Here is a 15,865-nt window from a genome sequence, read left to right as displayed (position 1 = left end):
TCCTAGTTCGGTGCCGGCTCGTCGCCGGGGTTCGTAGCAAGAGTCGGGCGGGGCTCGGAACCAGTTCCCGGCTCTTGTGGTCCGTGCTGGGCCGGGGCCGGCAGGTCGCCCTGAGCCACGCAGTGATCCAGCTGCCGGAAGAAGGCCGCCCTGTCGATCTCCGGGTGAGCCGGCCGGAGGGGGGAGTCAACCGCCTCCAAGGCCGCGCGCACCTGATCCGCCTGAACGGTGGTGTGGCCAAGGCCCTCGTCCGCTCCGGCGCGGGGCTCGGGCAGGGAGTCGAAGAACGTCAGGACCGCCACGGCGTCCTCGGTGTCCCGGGGGATCCTCTCCCGCCAGATGTCTAGAGGCAGGGCTTCGATCGCGTAGCCGTACTCGCGCAGCCACCTGTGCAGATCCGCCTGGCGCACCGGGCTCCCCGCGTGGTGGTGGACCACCGCGCCGTGCTGGTGGGCGCCGGGTCCGGTCGCCACGATCTCGGCCGCGACCCGGTCGGCCGGGGTCCATGCCTCCTCCGTGAAGAGGTCCGGCAGGAGACCTACAGGCACTCCGGCACGCAGGACGGTCCACAGGAAGTCCTGACGGTTGACCCTGCCGGTTCCGATGGGCCCGATGACGCGGCCGAGTCGGTGGACGGTGACGGGCAGACCGCGCTCGGCGGCTTGCTCGAGAAGGCGCTCGGAAGCCCACTTGGTCTGCTGGTAGCCGTAGCGCAGCCCTTCATGGGCAGGGAGGAAGCCCTCCTTGAACTCAGCGCTGACGGCGTTGGGGCCGACCGAGAGAGTGGAGACGTAGTGCAGCGGGACGCGGCGCGGGGCTGCCAGCCGCAGCAGGTCGTGGGTGGAGTCGGTGTTGGCAGGGCGCAGGGCGGTGTAGTCGCGGACGACGCTGACCGCCGCACCATTGTGGAGGATGGCGTCGACGGCGGAGCCGAGCGCGTTCCATCGCTGCTCGCTCAGTCCGAGACGGGGCCGGGCGAGGTCGGCCGGGAGGGCGGTCACGCGGCGGTGCTGGTCCGGCGACAGGGGCAGGTCTGCCGCCGAAAGCGCGGAGCGCACACGTTCCAAGGCTGATTCCGGGCTCGTGGCCCGTACGGCGCACACCACTTCGGCGTCCGTGGCGCGCAGGAGCTGGGCGAGAAGATGGCTTCCGACGAAGCCCGTGGCTCCGGTGAGCAGGATTCGTCGTGGCGGCCACGGGGCCTTCCTCGCACCTGCGCGGACCGCCGGGTCCAACACCGCGTCGGCTATCAGGGAATGCGGGAGTACGGAGCCGCCCGGGGTGTGCGTGGCCGAGGCGGCCCCCGAGCCGAGGAACATGGCGAGAGCGGCGGGCGTGGCGTGCTGGAAGAGCCAGGCCAGCTTCACCTCTCGGCCCAGCTTCGCCGCCAGCCGGTTGGCCGCCTGAATCGCCTGTAGGGACTGGGCTCCCCGTTCGAAGACATCGTCCTGCTCGGTCAGTTCGCCGGACGTAAGAACCTGCCGCCAGACGTCGGTCACGACCTCGGTCAGTGTCCGCTCCTCGTCGGGCCCTGCCGAACTGCACTGCTGAAGAGGAAGACCGGCCAGCAAGGCAGCACGGTCCGTCTTGCCGGAAGAGGTGCGCGGCAGGCGGGACCGGAAGGTGAAAGACGTGGGAATCATCGGAGCCGACAGCCGGGTCCGGAGATGCGCACGTACCGACGACAACGTGGGTTCCGGATCGTCGGCGACCAGGTGGGCGGTGAGCCTTCGGGTGCCGTCGGGCAGCACCTGACCTACTACGGCCGCGTCGCTGATGCGGGGATGGGAGAGCAAGGCGCTCTCGACCTCAGACGGCTGGACACGGTGCCCACTGATCTTGCACTCGTCGTCCACGCGCCCGAGGTGGCGAAGGAGTCCGTCCTCCCCAAGTTCCACAAGGTCGCCGGTGCGATAGGCGCGTGGCGAGCCAGGCAGGTGCTCCAGGCGGACGAACCGCTCAGCCGTCTCCACAGGCCGGTTGCGGTAGCCGTGGGCGAGCGCGGGCCCGCAGAGGTACAGCTCGCCGTCGACAACAGCGACCCGGCTGCCAGGGAGGGGGACGCCGATCGGCGCGTCGCCCGGGGCGAGACAGGAGTCACCGAGGTCGGCGGCGGTGGCGACCACCGTTCCCTCCGTCGGCCCGTAGGTGTTCACCAGGCGGACGTCCGTGCCGACGGATTCCCGCCAGCGGGCGGCTCGTTCCGGCAGGGCTGTCTCACCGCCGATGATCACCGTGTGCACCGCGACCGGCAGTGTGCCCGCCCCGGTGGACAGCGCGTAGGCCAGTTCGTGCCAGTACGCGGTCGGCAGGTCGAGGACAGTGACGGACAGGCGCTCGCACACAGAGAGGAAGTGGGGCACGGAGTCGGTCATGTCGGGCTCGCGGATGACCAAGGTGGCACCGGAGCACAGAGTCAGGAAGATCTCCTCGATGCTGGTGTCGAAGTGCGGGGGTGCGAACTGGAGGACGCGGTCGGTGCGTCGCGGCCCGTAGCGCAGCCCCGCCCCGGCGACGAAGTGAGCCAACGCCCCGTGCCCGACCTCGACGCCCTTGGGCTGCCCCGTCGAGCCCGAGGTGTGGAGGACGTAGGCGGGTTCGTCGGCCCCCGGGGCGGGCATCGGGGGGTGTGGGGGCTCGGTACCCGTCAAGGCGCCGAGCAGCAGGATCTCGCGATCCTGGAAGAGGTGGGCGTGGCGTTGTTCGGTGACGATGAGGGCCGGCGCGCAGGCCGAGAGCAGAGCGGCGGTCCGGTCCGCCGGGCCGTCCGGATCGAGGGGACAGTACACCGCTCCGGCGGCCATGACGCCGAGCATGACCGTGACGGCCTCGATGCCTCGGGGGAGGAAGACGGCCACCAGGTCACCACGGTCCACTCCACGTCCGGCGAGCCGCCTGGTCACGCCACGGGCCTGGTCCAGGAGGTCGGCATAGGTGATACTCCGTTCGCCCTGCTCCACGGCGACCCCGCTGCCTCGGCGGGCCGCGTGATCGGCGATGCGCGAGAGCACGGGCCGCGGCGACGCAGGAAGCGGGGCGCCTTCCAGAACGCGGACGGTGGGGACGGGCTCGTGTGACGGCGGGGCGGGGGCGAGTGAGGAGAGGGGCTGGTCCGGCTCGGCGACGGCTGCCGTCAGCAGCTCGAAGAGCGCACGGCGGTGGCCCGTGACCTCGTCGAGGGTGTAGAGGTCGGGATTGGCGTCCACCGCGAAGCTCAGCGAGGTGCCTTCGGAACGGTCGTACACGTTGAAGGCGAGGTCGTCGACGGGGCCGGCCGACACGTTGTGGACGGTGCTGCGGAGTCCGGCGAAGCGCAGGGCGTAGGCGAAGGGCATGATGTTGACGCCGGGGCCGGAAAGGCGTCGCCCTCCGCCCACGAGCCGTAGGTCGCGGCGGATCTGTTCGTAGCGGTAGCGCTGGTGCGGCAGGGCGGCGCGTACTTCCCGGGAGACAGCGGTGGTCAGAGTACGCAAGGTGTCGTGCGGGCCGACCGGGACCCGCAGCGGCAGGACGTTGCGGACCATGGCGGGTACTCGCAGAGAGGCTGAGCCGAAACGGCCCATCGCGGGGACGCTGAGCACGATCTCGGCTGCCCGAGTGGCACGGTGGAGGTGGGCGGCAGTGACGGCCAGCAGGATCTCCGACCAGGAAGTCTTCAGCGCCCCGGCAGTTGCCCGCAGCGCTGCCGTGGTCGCCGCGCCGAGGTCGGCCGTGTCCCGGAGGAAGGAGGGGGCCGGGAGCGCGGAGCGGCCCGCGGGGGTCGCGACGCCCGGTCTGTCGGCGTACCGGCGTAGCCAGTGCTCCCGGTCGCGAGCGAACTGCTCGGACGAACGGTAGGCGGCTTCCTCCTCTCGTACGGAGGCGAGTGTGCCGAATCCGCTCGGGCCCGGCTCCGTCCGGGCCACGAGAGCGGTGTACAGGTCGGCCACCCTGCGGGCGAACAGGGAGAGACCGAAGCCGTCCACCGCGATATGGTGAACCCGGTGGTACCAGAGGTGGCGGTCGGCGGCCAGACGGAACAGCGCGTGACCGAACAGCGGACCGTGGGAGAGGTCGACGGGCCGGGCGATGTCGTCATGAATCCAGCCAAGGGCCGCCGCGTGGGGGTCGGGCTCCTCGGAGACGTCGACGGCGTGAAGACGCCACTCGGGGACGGCGGTGTCGACCTGCCAGGGCTGCCCCGCGTCGTCCGCCACGAAGACGCAGTGCAGGGCCTCGGTCTCCTCAACAGCCCGGCGAAGGGCGGTCTCGAAGTGATCCGCGTCCACAGGGCCCTCGATCACCACGTACTCGGCCGTGTTGTACGCGGGGCTGGAGGTATCGAGCTGGTGCCCGGTCCATATGCCCTCCTGGGCGCCGAGCAGCGGATGCCGGCGGGAAGCATGTTCAGGCGTCGCCACGTCGTCCTGCCTCCCGTCCTTCTGCATGCCGTTCCGCCAGCAGCTGCCACCAGTGCCGGAAGGACGGCAGTTCGGCCAGGTCGATGAAGGAAACGGCGATGCCGTACTGCTCCCAGCGCTCGACGAGCGTGACGAGTCGCAGGGAGTCGAGTCCCGCGCTGACGGGGTTGTCCTCGAGGTTGACCTCCTCGGGCTCCTGGTGGAGCAGCTCGGCGAGATCGGCGCGGAACTGCTGAAGGGTGAGGGCGGAGGGCACGATGGTCCTTTCTCCGGCTGAAGTCGTGATGTCCCGGTGAGCAGCGGTCAGTTGACCTTGCGGTCGGAGCCGTCCCAGAACCGGTTCCGCAATTCGCGGCGGAGGATCTTCCCGCTGGGGTTACGGGGCACGTGATCGATGAACTCGTACTTGGCGGGCAGCTTGAACGCAGCCAGCCGGGGCGTCAGAAAGGTGTGCAGATCCCGGGCCCGCAAAGGCTCGCCGGCTAGGTCTTCGGGGACCACGAAGGCATGGACGTACTCGCCCCACCGGTCGTCCGGCGCGCCCACCACCACGGCCTCGGCGACACCGGGATGGCGCTCCAGGACGTTCTCGATCTCGGCCGGGTACACGTTCTCCCCCGCCACGAGAATGGCATCCTTGATCCGGTCGCGTATGTAGACATAGCCGGCCTCGTCGACGAAGCCGGCGTCCCCGGTACGAATCCAGCCGTCGACGAGCGTCTCGGCCGTCTTGTCGGGGAGATTCCAGTACTCCACCATGTGCGCCGGCGTGCCCAGGCAGACCTCACCGACGGCTCCGAGCGGCAGTACGACGCCGTGGTCGCCGACCACCTTGACTTGCACGCCCGGGTAGGGACGGCCCGCAGCCTGCATGAGCGACGAGCCGGGTTCGTGGGCTGCGGGCGGCAGGCAGACGGCTGTGTTACCGGTCTCCGTGAGCCCGTATATCTGAGCGAACTCGCAGCGGAACACCGCGAGGCTCTGTTCGAGCAGGGTCTCGGAGATCGGCGACCCGCCATAGACGATCTTGCGAAGGGTGACGAAGTCGGCGGGCCCGACGCCGGGCCGGGTCAGCATCATCCGGAGCATGGCCGGGACCACACAGGCGGTGGTGACGCCCAGTCGGCGGATCAGCTCAACGGCTTCGGTCGCGTCGAAGGCGGGCATCGCCACGACGGTTGTTCCAGCGTTGAAGTTTTGCGTCGCCCACCACAGACCACCGATGTGGAAGCCCGGGATCCCGATCAGCGCCACGTCCCCGGCCTGCCAGTCGATCCAGTCGACATCCGCCTCCGCCATGGCGTCCGCGATGGCGAAGAAGCTGCGGTGGGCCAGAACGACGCCCTTGGGCAGCCCCGTGGTGCCACTGGTGTACAGCTGGGCCACCGGGGTGTCACGGGTTGCCTCGTACGCCTCGCCCCCGCCGGTGCCGGCGGCCTTCCAGGTGGCGTAGCCCTCGGCCTCGTCCAGAGCCACGACGTGGTCGGGGGCTGCGGAGGGCATGCCGTCCACGACGGGCCGGAACTCTTCCTCGACGAAGAGGAGCCGGGTGTCAGAGTCCTGGAGGATGTGGCTGACCTCGGGTGAGGTCAGCCGCCAGTTGACGGGCACGAGTACGGTGCCGGTCTTGGCGCAGGCGAAGAGAATCTCGTAGTACCGCTCGGACTCCTTGCCGAGGTAGGCGACCCGGTCCCCGGGGCTGAGGCCGGCCGAGCGCAGTGCCCGCGCGGTGCGGCTGCTCTCGCGGTGCAGATCCGCGTAGGTGAGGGTGGCGGCGCCGCAGACGACCGCTGGTGTGTCTGGCTGGTGTTCGGCGTGGAAGTGGGCGGTGTCGACGAGTGTGGTGAGCCCGTGGTGCAGCCGCGCGCTTTGTCGTGGCTTCTGGGGGAGTTCCATGGAGGGTGTCCGTCCGGTACCGGCCCGTGTGAGCGGGCCGAGTTTCAGGTGAAGTTGACGAAGGCGAGAGTGGCGTCGCCGTCGCATCGGCCGCCCTGTACGTCGCCGTAGCGGTAGGTGGTGGTGGCCATGAGGAGCGGCTTGCCGCCTGGCGAGCGCCGGTCCATCGAGCGAAGTTCCATCTCTCCATGGAAGTCGCGGGGATTGACGGGACGCTGAAAACGTGAGGTGAAGCGGGCGATGAGGATGTCGGGCAGCTGGTGCGCCCAGAAGTCCTCCAGCGTCCAGCTCTGAAGACCAGCCAGCAGCCCCTCTTGCACGGACTTCGCCACGAGGTAATACATCATCTGGTTGTAGGCGATGTTCACCTCCACGGCGTTCAGATGGCCCGTGTCCTCGATGTAGCAGGACTCGGAGATCGCGAACGCGCCCTCGACCCGCGCCAGCCCGTCGGGCAGGGCGGAGACCTCGGCCGTGAGGAGGTAGCGGCAGTGCTTCTTGTACGGGACGAGCACCCGGGACAGCAGGGCCTTGTCCGTGGCGTAGGTGCGGAGCACGGCGGCACCGGTGACGGTCATGCCGTCTCCAGGCCGGCGTGCAGCTTGCGCTCGTCGTGGACGGTGACGCGGAAGGAGACGGTCGGCTCGGGCGTGGTGGTGTGGCGGGCGCAGTGGATGAGGCTGCGGTTGTCCCACACCAGGAGGTCGCCACGTTCGAAGGTCTGGAGATGAATGTTCTCGTGCCCGAAGTCGCGGTCGAGCTGCCCGGTCGCCTCGAAAAGCCGCTGGAGCAGGGATTCGCCGAGCGGCTCGCCCCACTCGTCCTCGATACCGACGGTGAAGCCCTCGCTGAGGTAGAGCACCTTCTCATCGGTCATGGGGTGGGTGAAGACGGTGGGCTGGCGAACGGCGGGAGTCTTCTCCTCCACCTCCTGGATGATCTCCGACAGAGGGCGGTAGACGTCATGCGGGCGGACCTTGAAGTACTTGCGTACGGAGTGCAGGCAGCGCGTCCCCTCGACCTCGCCCTTGAAATCCTCGGGAAGCCGCTCGTAGGCCGTGCCCATGTCGATGAAGTACGTGCCACGGTTCTTGGCCGGTATGACCTGCGGGTAGATCAGGGTGATGCTGAACGGGTCCGGCATGAACTGGTAGTCGGCGTGCCAGAACTTGCCTGTCTTCGGGACGCCGATCTGCTTGCCGCCCTCGGGGACGTTCGAGGAGACGAACACCTCGGGTACCTGCGGGTGGTGGTACATCGGCTCGTAGTACGTCTCCGGGCGGCCAAGCCGCCTGCCCAGTTCCAGGAACGCCTGCGGAGAGAGATCCTGGCCCTTGAGAACGGCGATCTTGCGGCGGTAGACGGTTTCCTTCAGGGCCACGACGTCTTCATCCGACGCAGAGGTGTGGTCGAAGTCCTCGACAGAGGCTCCGATGGAGGTTCCGGTGTGATGGGTGATGCGCATGGTGGTGCTCCTTGTCATGTTGGCGGCGAGGCCGGGTTCGGTCAGGCGGTCAGACGGGCCTCGATCAGCTCCGCGGTCGCGCCCAGCGTGAGGCCAGGCGCGAGCTCGCTGTCTTCGACGGTGACCCCGAGGCGCCGCTCGATGTGGATGCTGATCTCGACCATCGTCAGCGAGTCCACATCGAGCTCTGCGTAAGTCGTCTCCGGGCGGAAGTGATCAGCTGGCGCATCGTGCAGACCCGCGACGATGGACACCAGCTGCGTGTAGGTCTCGGTCATGAGGCGACTCCCTCTTCGGGACGGGACGGTTCGACGGCCGGCGGCAGGCTGGGCCAGGTCAGCAGGACGGATCCCCAGGTGAGGCCCCCGCCGAAGCCGGTGAGCAGGATGCGGTCCCCCACGGTCAACGCGCTGTCGACGTGGCTTCGCGCGAGAGCGAGCGGGATCGAAGCCGCGCCGGTGTTCCCCGCCTCCTGAACGTGGGTGGCACACCGCTCGAAGGAGAGGCCGAGGTCGGTGGCCACGGTGCGCAAGATGCGCAGGTTGGCCTGGTGGGGAACGAAGAGATCGATCTCCCCGACGCTGATCCCGGCCTGTTCCAGCACGGCCTGGGCAGAGCCGGCCATCCTGCTCACCGCGTGGCGGTACACCTCTTTGCCACGCATGGAGAAGTGCCTTTCGGCATGCGAGGTCCGGGCAGGGTCGAATGGCAGGCGGGACCCTCCAGCCTGGACGGTGATCATGTCCTCATGGGCTCCGTCGCTACCGAGGTCGAAGGGACCCAGAGCACCTGGCTCCGTGGCGTGACCGGCACGCAGGACGACAGCGCCCGCGCCGTCCCCGAACACCACGGCGTTCTGCCGGTCCCCGGGATCCACGATCCTGGAGTACACGTCGGCGCCGACGACCAGGACGCGGTCCGTCACTCCTGAGGTGATCAGCCCTGTCCCCGCGGCCAGGGCATAGACGAACCCGGAGCACACAGCGCCCACATCGAACGCCGCGACTCCGGTGAGACCGAGCCGTGCGGCCACCAGCGGTGCGGTGGACGGGCAGGTACGGTCCGGTGTTGTCGTGGCCACGATCACGGTCCCGACGGCGGCCGACCCGGAGTTGGCAAGTGCTCTGCGCCCCGCCGCGACAGCCAGGTCGGAGGTGGCCTCGTCCGGCGCGGCGAAATGCCTGGAGCGGATACCGGTTCGGGTGCGTATCCAGGCGTCGTCGGTGTCGAGCCGTTCCGCCAGCTCGTCGTTTCCGACCTTGAGCCGGGGAAGCTGGCCGCCAACGCCGCAGAGGACTGCGGCACGAGCGGACCCTCGCGGGGATGTTTCGAGCATGGTTCTCCTGGCGGACGGTGTCTTGGGCGGTGGTGTCCGGTCACGCGGCCGCACGAGCACGGCTTCGTGGCACGACGATGAGGAGCATGCCGAGGGCCAACGCCCCGGAGGTGAGAAGCAGAGCCACCTTCATGCCGTCGACCAGCGCCGGGATCGACGACTCCGCTCCGATGCCCGACGCTGCCGCCACCAGCACCGCGAGTCCGACGGCTCCGCCCATCTGCAGAGAGGTGGAAGCGATGCCGGAAGCCATGCCCTGGTCCCCCGGGGAGATTCCACGGGCCGCGGCTATCCACAGAGCCGTCCAGAACGCCCCCTGCCCCAGGCTCATCAGGACGATGCCGGGCAACAGGGCCGCGTACGGCCCCTGCGCCGAGACGGCGGGGACCAGGGCGAGCGTGCCGACGGCACCGGCGCCCAGGCCGCCGGCAAGCAGCCGCCGCACGCCGAAACGGGAGACGGCCGGGGCTCCGGCCTGCGTTCCCGCCGCGACGACGAGTGCCGGGACAAGGAAGCAGAGACCGGTGGCGAGAGCGTCGTAGCCGCGCACGGTCTGGAAGTACAGCGTCAGGAAGTACGGCAGTGAGCTGAACGTAGCGCTGAAGAGCGCCGCCAGGGCGGCGGCCGCAGCCAGGCCCCGGTGCCGGAGGAGGCGGACCGGCATCAAGGGATCCGAAGTCCTGGCCTCGATGACGACGAAGAGGAGCAGGCTGAAGAGTGCGAGGGCGCCCGCGCTCAGGGCGGCTGGACGCGTCCAGCCGATGGCGGGGGCGTACACCAGGAGGAAGACGAGCGAGGTGAGGCCCGCGGTGACGGTGAGTGACCCGGCGACATCGAAGCGGCGCCTGCGGTCGGAAACCGGGTCGACTGCGAAGAGGAACCAGCCGAGAACGGCAAGGGCCAGCGCGACGGGGACGTTGACGAGGAAGACCGAGGGCCAGCCGTAGCTGTGGACCAGTGCACCGCCGAGGAGCGAGCCCAGGCACAGACCGCCCGCTCCTGCGGCGCCCCAGAGCGCGAGCGCCCGGTTCCGCAACGGTCCTTCCGGGTACGTCGTGTTGATGAGCGACAGGGTGGCCGGGAAGAGCAATGAGCCGCCTATCCCCTGGGCCGCGCGTACGGACAGCAGGACGCCCGGCGACTGGGCGAAACCGCCCACCAGCGAGGCCAGAGCGTAGACCGAGGTGGCGACGAGGAACATGCGGCGCCGGCCGAGAAGGTCCGCCGCCCGTCCACCCAGTAGCAGGAAGCCTCCCGCGGCCACGACGTAGGCGCTGACCACCCATTGGAGGTCGTGGTCGAGGAAGCCCAGCGATGCGCCGATCTGCGGCAACGCCACGTAGACGATGCTGTGGTCGAGCGATATGACCAGTTGGGCCATGGCCAGGACGACCATGGGAAGGCCGAGACGGCGGTGTACCGCCACTGGCCCGGCTGTGGTCACGGACATGATCGTCCCCTTCGGACGGAGCGGGAAGTTCGTTCTGTGAGCGCCTCGAGCACGCAAGCGCCCGGCGGGGCGTCCGGGCAGGCCGCACACCGTCACGGCGCCGCCCGGGGCGGCTGTTGGTGGCAGCCGGGGGCGACGCGGTTGCAGGATGAGACCCCTGGCGTCGGGAACGAGTGGTTTTCGTGAGCCGCCGCTCCGGCCTCGCCCTCAGCCCGTGCGATCGGGCCGCGGGTCACTTCCCGGCGAGCAGCTGCCGTACCTCTGTGACCAGGATCGTCAGGGCCTGCCGCTCGGGGACGGTGGTCTCCGGGTGCCAGAGGTCAACCAGGAGACAGGTCCGGGGGCGTACGCCGCGGTTCTCCGCGTGGTGCTCGAAGGAGTAGTCGAAGAGCAGGCAACGACCTTCCTCCCAGACACGGGTTTCACCGCCCACGGTGATGTCGCAGCCGTCAGGGATGTCCACCGCGAAGTGCAGATTGATGCTGAAGTTCCAGAGGTCGCAGTGCGATGCGATGCGGGCACCGGGCAACAGCGTCGAGAAGTGGCTTTCCAGCAGCGGGCAGATCAGATTGCGTGCGACCGCCACGTCCCTGATGATGCCGAAGGCGGTGGGGGCGATCTCGGCCCCTGCGGCCACGAGCCCGCCGTCACGGTAGAGATGGAGCGATTGCCAATCCTCCTGCCGGGTCAGGTAGTGCTCGTACTGCGAGAATGCCGTGGGCTTCGCCCGCCAGGTCCGCTCGTGCTCCCGCCGGATCGCCGGGTGGGCCCCTTCCAGAGCGTCGACGAGCGGCGCGATCTCCGGATTGCTCCTCGGATCGTGCCACGGCTGCTGCGATATCCCCGGCAGAATCCACTTCGCACCGGCTTGCATCGCATGCCTGGACCGGCCCCCCGGGTTCATCATCTCCTCCACTCGCTGAAGGGAATCGGGGCCGAACTCCTCACGTATGGCGGCGAACCGCTCCTCCGTCGACTGCATGACGCATTCTTCTCCGCTCTGTCACAGGAAGTCTCACGGCAGCACGACTCCAGTACCGTGAATTCGGACTCTCGATTGCTGCTTCGTATCAATAGTCGAGAGGAGCTCTTCCTGAGTTCCCGTCATCACCGAAAAGCAGAGGTCGAATTTTCGACGAGCTCGTCCGTGACCCTGCGAGGGGCGTTCAGTGCGGGCCGACGAGACCGTAGAGGGCGTCGTACACCTCGTCCGATGCCGCGTCACTGCTTCCCGCCTCATAGGGAGGCTGCGGGGCATACTCGATCAGAAGCTGCACGGCCTGCGCCACGCGGTCTCCCGCGATCAGACCGGCCAAGGTCAGTGCCATGTCGATCCCGGCTGAGACACCCGCTCCCGTGGCACAGTGCCCGTCGATGACGACCCTTTCCTTCGACGGCGTCACCCCGAACTCGGCGAGCTGCTCCAGCGCGCCCCAGTGCGTGGTGGCCCGGCGGCCGGCGAGTACGCCGGCGGCAGCCAGAATCAGGGAGCCCGTGCAGACGGAGGTCATCCAGGTGGCAGACGAGTCCACGGCCCGGAGCCACGCGTGCAGGACGCCGTCGGCCATCTGACCGGCCTGACCGGCGCCGCCACCGACAAGGACGATGTCCGGCTTCGGCACCTCCTCGAAACCGTGCACCACTTTCACCGAAAGGCTTCCCAGATCGTTGAGGATGAGCCCCGGATTCTCTGCGACGAACACGATATCAGCCTCGGGGAGGCGGCCTAAAACTTCGTAAGGGCCGATGGCGTCCAGTGCCGTGAAACCGGGGTAGAGGACGATCGCGATCTGCATGAAGGGTCTTCTTTCAACTGGACACGAAAATGCTGGCATGGGAGATAAACGACCGTCCCCGCGCCCCCGCAGCGTGGCCCGGGAAAGCCTTACGGGGACGTCTCCACGGGGTTCGGCAACCTCTCCATGTGAGGAGTCGGCCGGGTGCGTGTGGAAGTTCCCGTCAGCCACGGGGAGAACAGAGGCGATCGGCGTGGCCGAGGGACGGCGTTCGGGCTCTCACGCCCCGGAACCCAGCGTGACGGGCCGGACAACGGCTTGCACGCTGATCCGCCCCGACCGTTCGAGATCGAGCGTGAACGTGACACTGTCCCCGGGGCGCCACGCCTTGTCTGCCCGGAGGTTCACGGCGGTCGAGTGGGGCGACATCCTGACTTCGCCGTTGGCGGGAACGGTCACGGTACTGACGGACTCGCGGTATGCGCCGTTGGCATCGTTCATCCGATGCTCGGTCAGCTCGGGCACGGCCGCCGCGGAGGATGTGACGGCGCGGAGCCGGTCCGGCGCCCCACCGGTGTTCACCAGGTGGAAGTAGGCGTTGGTGTTCCCGCCAGGCGTCACCGGCAGCAGGACTCTGGCCTGCCTCACCTCGACGTGGGCCGGGGTACCCGCGTAACCGGCCGAGACCCATGCGGCCAGGCCTCCGACGGCGACGAGCGAGGCGGCGGCCACCGTTGCTCCGGTTCTGCCCGCTTCTCGTAGGCGGCTGAGGCGGGCGGAGCCTGGGGGCGTTTTTCTCATGCGGCGGATCTCCACGGGGAAGGGGGACGGACCTGGAGCGGCCCGGCGGCCCGAGCCGAAAGCGGGTTGGAGGGTCAAGCGATGCTCCGTGGCCTCCGCGGCGTGGCACCCACCCCTGGGACAGGGTGCGTCGAAGGGCGCCAGGTGCGGAGACGGAGGCTGTTCACCACCACGAGGACCGAACTGAGGGACATCGCTACCGCCGCGACCATCGGGTTCAGCAGTCCGACCATGGCCAGCGGCATGGTCACGACGTTGTAGCCGAAGGCCCAGACAAGGTTGGTGCGGATGGTACGCAGCGTGTGGCGGGCCAGCCGGACCGCATCGGCGAGAGCCTCGACGTCGTTGCGGACGAGGGTGACGTCGGCGGCGCCGATCGCCGCGTCGGTCCCGGTACCCACGGCGATGCCCAGGTCGGCGCAGGCGAGCGCCGCAGCGTCGTTGACTCCGTCCCCGACGACGGCGACCCGTCGCCCCTCGGCACGTAGCCGTCGCACCAGTTCGACTTTCTCACCAGGCGTGCAGCGCGAGTGGACCTCCGCGATACCGAGGTCTTCCGCGACCACCCGCGCGACAGCGGCCCGGTCGCCAGTGGCCAGGACAGGGCGGACACCGAGCCTGCGCAGTCGGTCGACAGCGCGGTAGCTGCCGGGGCGGACAAGATCGGAGACCTCGACGATCGCGGTCGGTGTGCCGTCCACCCGGACCAGTACCGCTGTGCGAGCGCTCTCATCCGCCCGTCGGCAGGCCGCCGCGAGCACCGGCGGCAGCGCCGAAAGGTCGGGAGCGACCACCTCCACCTCGTGTCCTTCGACCGTCCCGCTCACGCCGTGACCGGCGGTGGACCGGAAACCCGTCACGTGCGGCAGCCCCTCGTCCCCGGCGGCACGGCGAGCGTGGAGCGAGAGCGCCCGGCCCAGCGGATGCTCCGAGCCGTGCTCGACGGCGCCCGCCAGGCGCAGGACGTCCGGTGTCCTCAGTTCTCCGGCGACGACGGTGACCCGCCCGACGGACACGTGCCCCGAGGTCAGGGTTCCCGTCTTGTCGAGCACCACGGTGTCGACGTGCTGTAGGCCCTCAAGCGCCTGCGCTCCCCTGACCAGCACACCCAGTTGCGCCCCACGACCGGTGGCCGCCATCAGGGCGGTCGGTGTCGCCAGGCCGAGCGCGCACGGGCAGGCGACGACCAGCACCGCGACGCCGGCCGTGACCGCCGCCTGGGGGTCCGCGCCGGAACCGAGCCAGAAGCCGAGTGTCGTGGCTGCGAGCGCCATGACCACGGGGACGAAGACACCCGCGATGGTGTCGGCCAGCCGCTGAGCCTGCGCCTTTCCCGCCTGGGCGTCCGTGACCAGCTGCGTGATCCGGGCGAGCTGGGTGTCCCTGCCGACCGCCGTGGCACGCACCAGGAGAAGACCGCCCACGTTGACCGATCCGCCGGCCACCGGACTGCCCGGCCCCACCTCGACGGGTTCCGACTCCCCGGTGACCAGGGAGAGGTCGACGGCGGAGCTGCCCTCGGCCACCTCTCCGTCCGTGGCAGCGCGCTCACCGGGACGGACCAGGAACACCTCGCCGACCATCAGCCGTTCGATGGGCAACAGCTCATCCACACCGCCGCGCCGTACCGTCACCTCCTTCGCCGCGAGACGAGCGAGCGACCGCAGGGCCGCGCCCGTCCCCCGCCGTGCCCGGCTCTCCAGGTACCGCCCCAGGAGCACGAAAAGCGGAACGCCCACTGCTGCTTCGAGATAGACATGCGCCATCCCGTCGGACGCCGAGGGCACCAGACTGAACGGCATCCGCATGCCGGCAGCCCCTGCCCCACCCAGAAAGAGGGCGTACGACGACCAGCAGAACGAGGCGAGCACCCCCAGCGAGACCAGCGTGTCCATGGTGGCGGTGGCGTGCCGGATGCCGGTCAGTGCACGGCGGTGGAAGGGCCAGGCACCCCAGGTGGCAACCGGCGCGGTGAGCATGAAGCACAGCCACTGCCAGTTGTCGAACTGCAGCGAGGGCGCCATCGACAGGACAAGGACAGGCAGCGACAGAGCCGCGGTGACAAGCAGCCGTTCGCGTTCTTGCCGGGCCTCACTCGCGGCCGGTCCCGGTCTTCCGCCGGGCCGTTCCTGTGCCTTCGGTGCTACTTGGCGCGCTGTGTACCCCGCGGCCTCGACTACAGATGTCAGTTCACCGCTGGTCACCCCGGCGGGGTGGCTGACCCGAGCCAGGCCCGTGGCGAGGTTCACCTCCGCCGTGACGCCCTCCAGCCTGCCCAGTTTCCGCTCGACCCGCCGGACGCAGGCCGCGCACGTCATCCCGTCCACGACGAGGTCCGTGACCACCATCGTGTCCGCCGTCTCGGGCGTCATCAGTGACCGCTTCCGTGGTGCATCGGCGCGTCCTTCTCACTGGACGGCGCGTCCCCCGTGGTCCCGGGTGCGTGCATGCCGGGCGCTACGGGCCCCACCGCGTTCCCCACCACGTAGGCGCCGACGAAGAGCGCCGCCAGCAGGAGGAGGAAGCCCCCCAGCGCGGGGGGCGGTACGGACCGGACAGTTCCCGCTCGGGTCACGGTGGTGGCCGTCAGTTCCACGGAGTGCTCCTCGACGTTCTCAGCGCGAGCCGTGAAGGGGTCGACGGCTCGTGACGACTCAGAAGTCGATCACCACCTCGTCCGAGTTCCCCAGCGTCAGGGTGAAGGGCGTCACAGCACTCGTTCGGGCGATCACGAAAGGGCGGCGCGAGTGCACCACAATGCCCCTCCCGGTCACCGGGTGT

The 15,865-nt window shown here is 69.3% G+C and carries 13 protein-coding genes; all 13 read right to left on the bottom strand.

What is annotated here, in order from left to right; genetic code table 11:
• Positions 1 to 2 precede the first annotated feature (2 nt).
• On the bottom strand, positions 3 to 4,427 hold the full coding sequence (locus tag Sdia_RS17505; RefSeq protein WP_189500626.1) for a non-ribosomal peptide synthetase: 4,425 nt from the start codon (positions 4,425 to 4,427) through the stop codon (positions 3 to 5).
• Positions 4,387 to 4,656 carry a phosphopantetheine-binding protein gene (locus Sdia_RS17500; protein WP_128462368.1) on the bottom strand — a complete coding sequence of 90 codons (270 nt, stop codon included), beginning with the start codon at positions 4,654 to 4,656 and terminating at the stop codon, positions 4,387 to 4,389. Before Sdia_RS17500 ends, Sdia_RS17505 begins: the two co-directional genes overlap by 41 nt.
• Before the next feature lie 47 nt (positions 4,657 to 4,703).
• Positions 4,704 to 6,296 (bottom strand): fatty acid-ACP ligase ScoC, encoded by a 1,593-nt coding sequence (gene scoC, locus Sdia_RS17495; RefSeq protein WP_189500627.1) that lies wholly within the window; start codon positions 6,294 to 6,296, stop codon positions 4,704 to 4,706.
• A 44-nt stretch (positions 6,297 to 6,340) separates the two neighbouring features.
• A complete protein-coding gene (scoD, locus tag Sdia_RS17490) occupies positions 6,341 to 6,874 on the bottom strand; it encodes a (2E)-enoyl-ACP glycyltransferase (RefSeq protein WP_189500628.1) in 534 nt (177 codons plus the stop codon).
• Positions 6,871 to 7,761 (bottom strand): (3R)-3-[(carboxymethyl)amino]fatty acid oxygenase/decarboxylase, encoded by an 891-nt coding sequence (gene scoE, locus Sdia_RS17485; protein ID WP_189500629.1) that lies wholly within the window; start codon positions 7,759 to 7,761, stop codon positions 6,871 to 6,873. Before scoE ends, scoD begins: the two co-directional genes overlap by 4 nt.
• 41 nt (positions 7,762 to 7,802) lie before the next feature.
• Positions 7,803 to 8,039 carry an acyl carrier protein gene (locus tag Sdia_RS17480; protein WP_189500630.1) on the bottom strand — a complete coding sequence of 79 codons (237 nt, stop codon included), beginning with the start codon at positions 8,037 to 8,039 and terminating at the stop codon, positions 7,803 to 7,805.
• Positions 8,036 to 9,097 (bottom strand): beta-ketoacyl-ACP synthase III, encoded by a 1,062-nt coding sequence (locus Sdia_RS17475; RefSeq protein ID WP_189500631.1) that lies wholly within the window; start codon positions 9,095 to 9,097, stop codon positions 8,036 to 8,038. The genes Sdia_RS17480 and Sdia_RS17475 overlap by 4 nt, the downstream gene beginning before the upstream one ends.
• A gap of 40 nt (positions 9,098 to 9,137) precedes the next feature.
• Positions 9,138 to 10,547 carry an MFS transporter gene (locus tag Sdia_RS17470; RefSeq protein ID WP_189500632.1) on the bottom strand — a complete coding sequence of 470 codons (1,410 nt, stop codon included), beginning with the start codon at positions 10,545 to 10,547 and terminating at the stop codon, positions 9,138 to 9,140.
• A 232-nt stretch (positions 10,548 to 10,779) separates the two neighbouring features.
• Complete coding sequence (locus Sdia_RS17465) at positions 10,780 to 11,529, bottom strand: aspartyl/asparaginyl beta-hydroxylase domain-containing protein (protein WP_189500633.1); 750 nt, start codon at positions 11,527 to 11,529, stop codon at positions 10,780 to 10,782.
• A gap of 184 nt (positions 11,530 to 11,713) precedes the next feature.
• Positions 11,714 to 12,343 carry a DJ-1/PfpI family protein gene (locus Sdia_RS17460; RefSeq protein WP_189500634.1) on the bottom strand — a complete coding sequence of 210 codons (630 nt, stop codon included), beginning with the start codon at positions 12,341 to 12,343 and terminating at the stop codon, positions 11,714 to 11,716.
• 219 nt (positions 12,344 to 12,562) lie between these two features.
• Positions 12,563 to 13,015 carry a copper chaperone PCu(A)C gene (locus Sdia_RS17455; RefSeq protein WP_229831636.1) on the bottom strand — a complete coding sequence of 151 codons (453 nt, stop codon included), beginning with the start codon at positions 13,013 to 13,015 and terminating at the stop codon, positions 12,563 to 12,565.
• A gap of 143 nt (positions 13,016 to 13,158) precedes the next feature.
• Positions 13,159 to 15,456 (bottom strand): heavy metal translocating P-type ATPase, encoded by a 2,298-nt coding sequence (locus tag Sdia_RS17450; protein WP_189500635.1) that lies wholly within the window; start codon positions 15,454 to 15,456, stop codon positions 13,159 to 13,161.
• Positions 15,456 to 15,680 carry a hypothetical protein gene (locus Sdia_RS17445; RefSeq protein WP_189500636.1) on the bottom strand — a complete coding sequence of 75 codons (225 nt, stop codon included), beginning with the start codon at positions 15,678 to 15,680 and terminating at the stop codon, positions 15,456 to 15,458. The genes Sdia_RS17450 and Sdia_RS17445 overlap by 1 nt, the downstream gene beginning before the upstream one ends.
• Positions 15,681 to 15,865: the final 185 nt, after the last annotated feature.

Origin of the sequence: Streptomyces diastaticus subsp. diastaticus (assembly GCF_011170125.1) — a bacterium.
In the GTDB taxonomy this organism is placed as follows: domain Bacteria; phylum Actinomycetota; class Actinomycetes; order Streptomycetales; family Streptomycetaceae; genus Streptomyces; species Streptomyces diastaticus.
The sequence above is the reverse complement of the archived record's forward strand: the minus strand, read 5'-3'. Positions and strand labels throughout refer to the sequence as shown.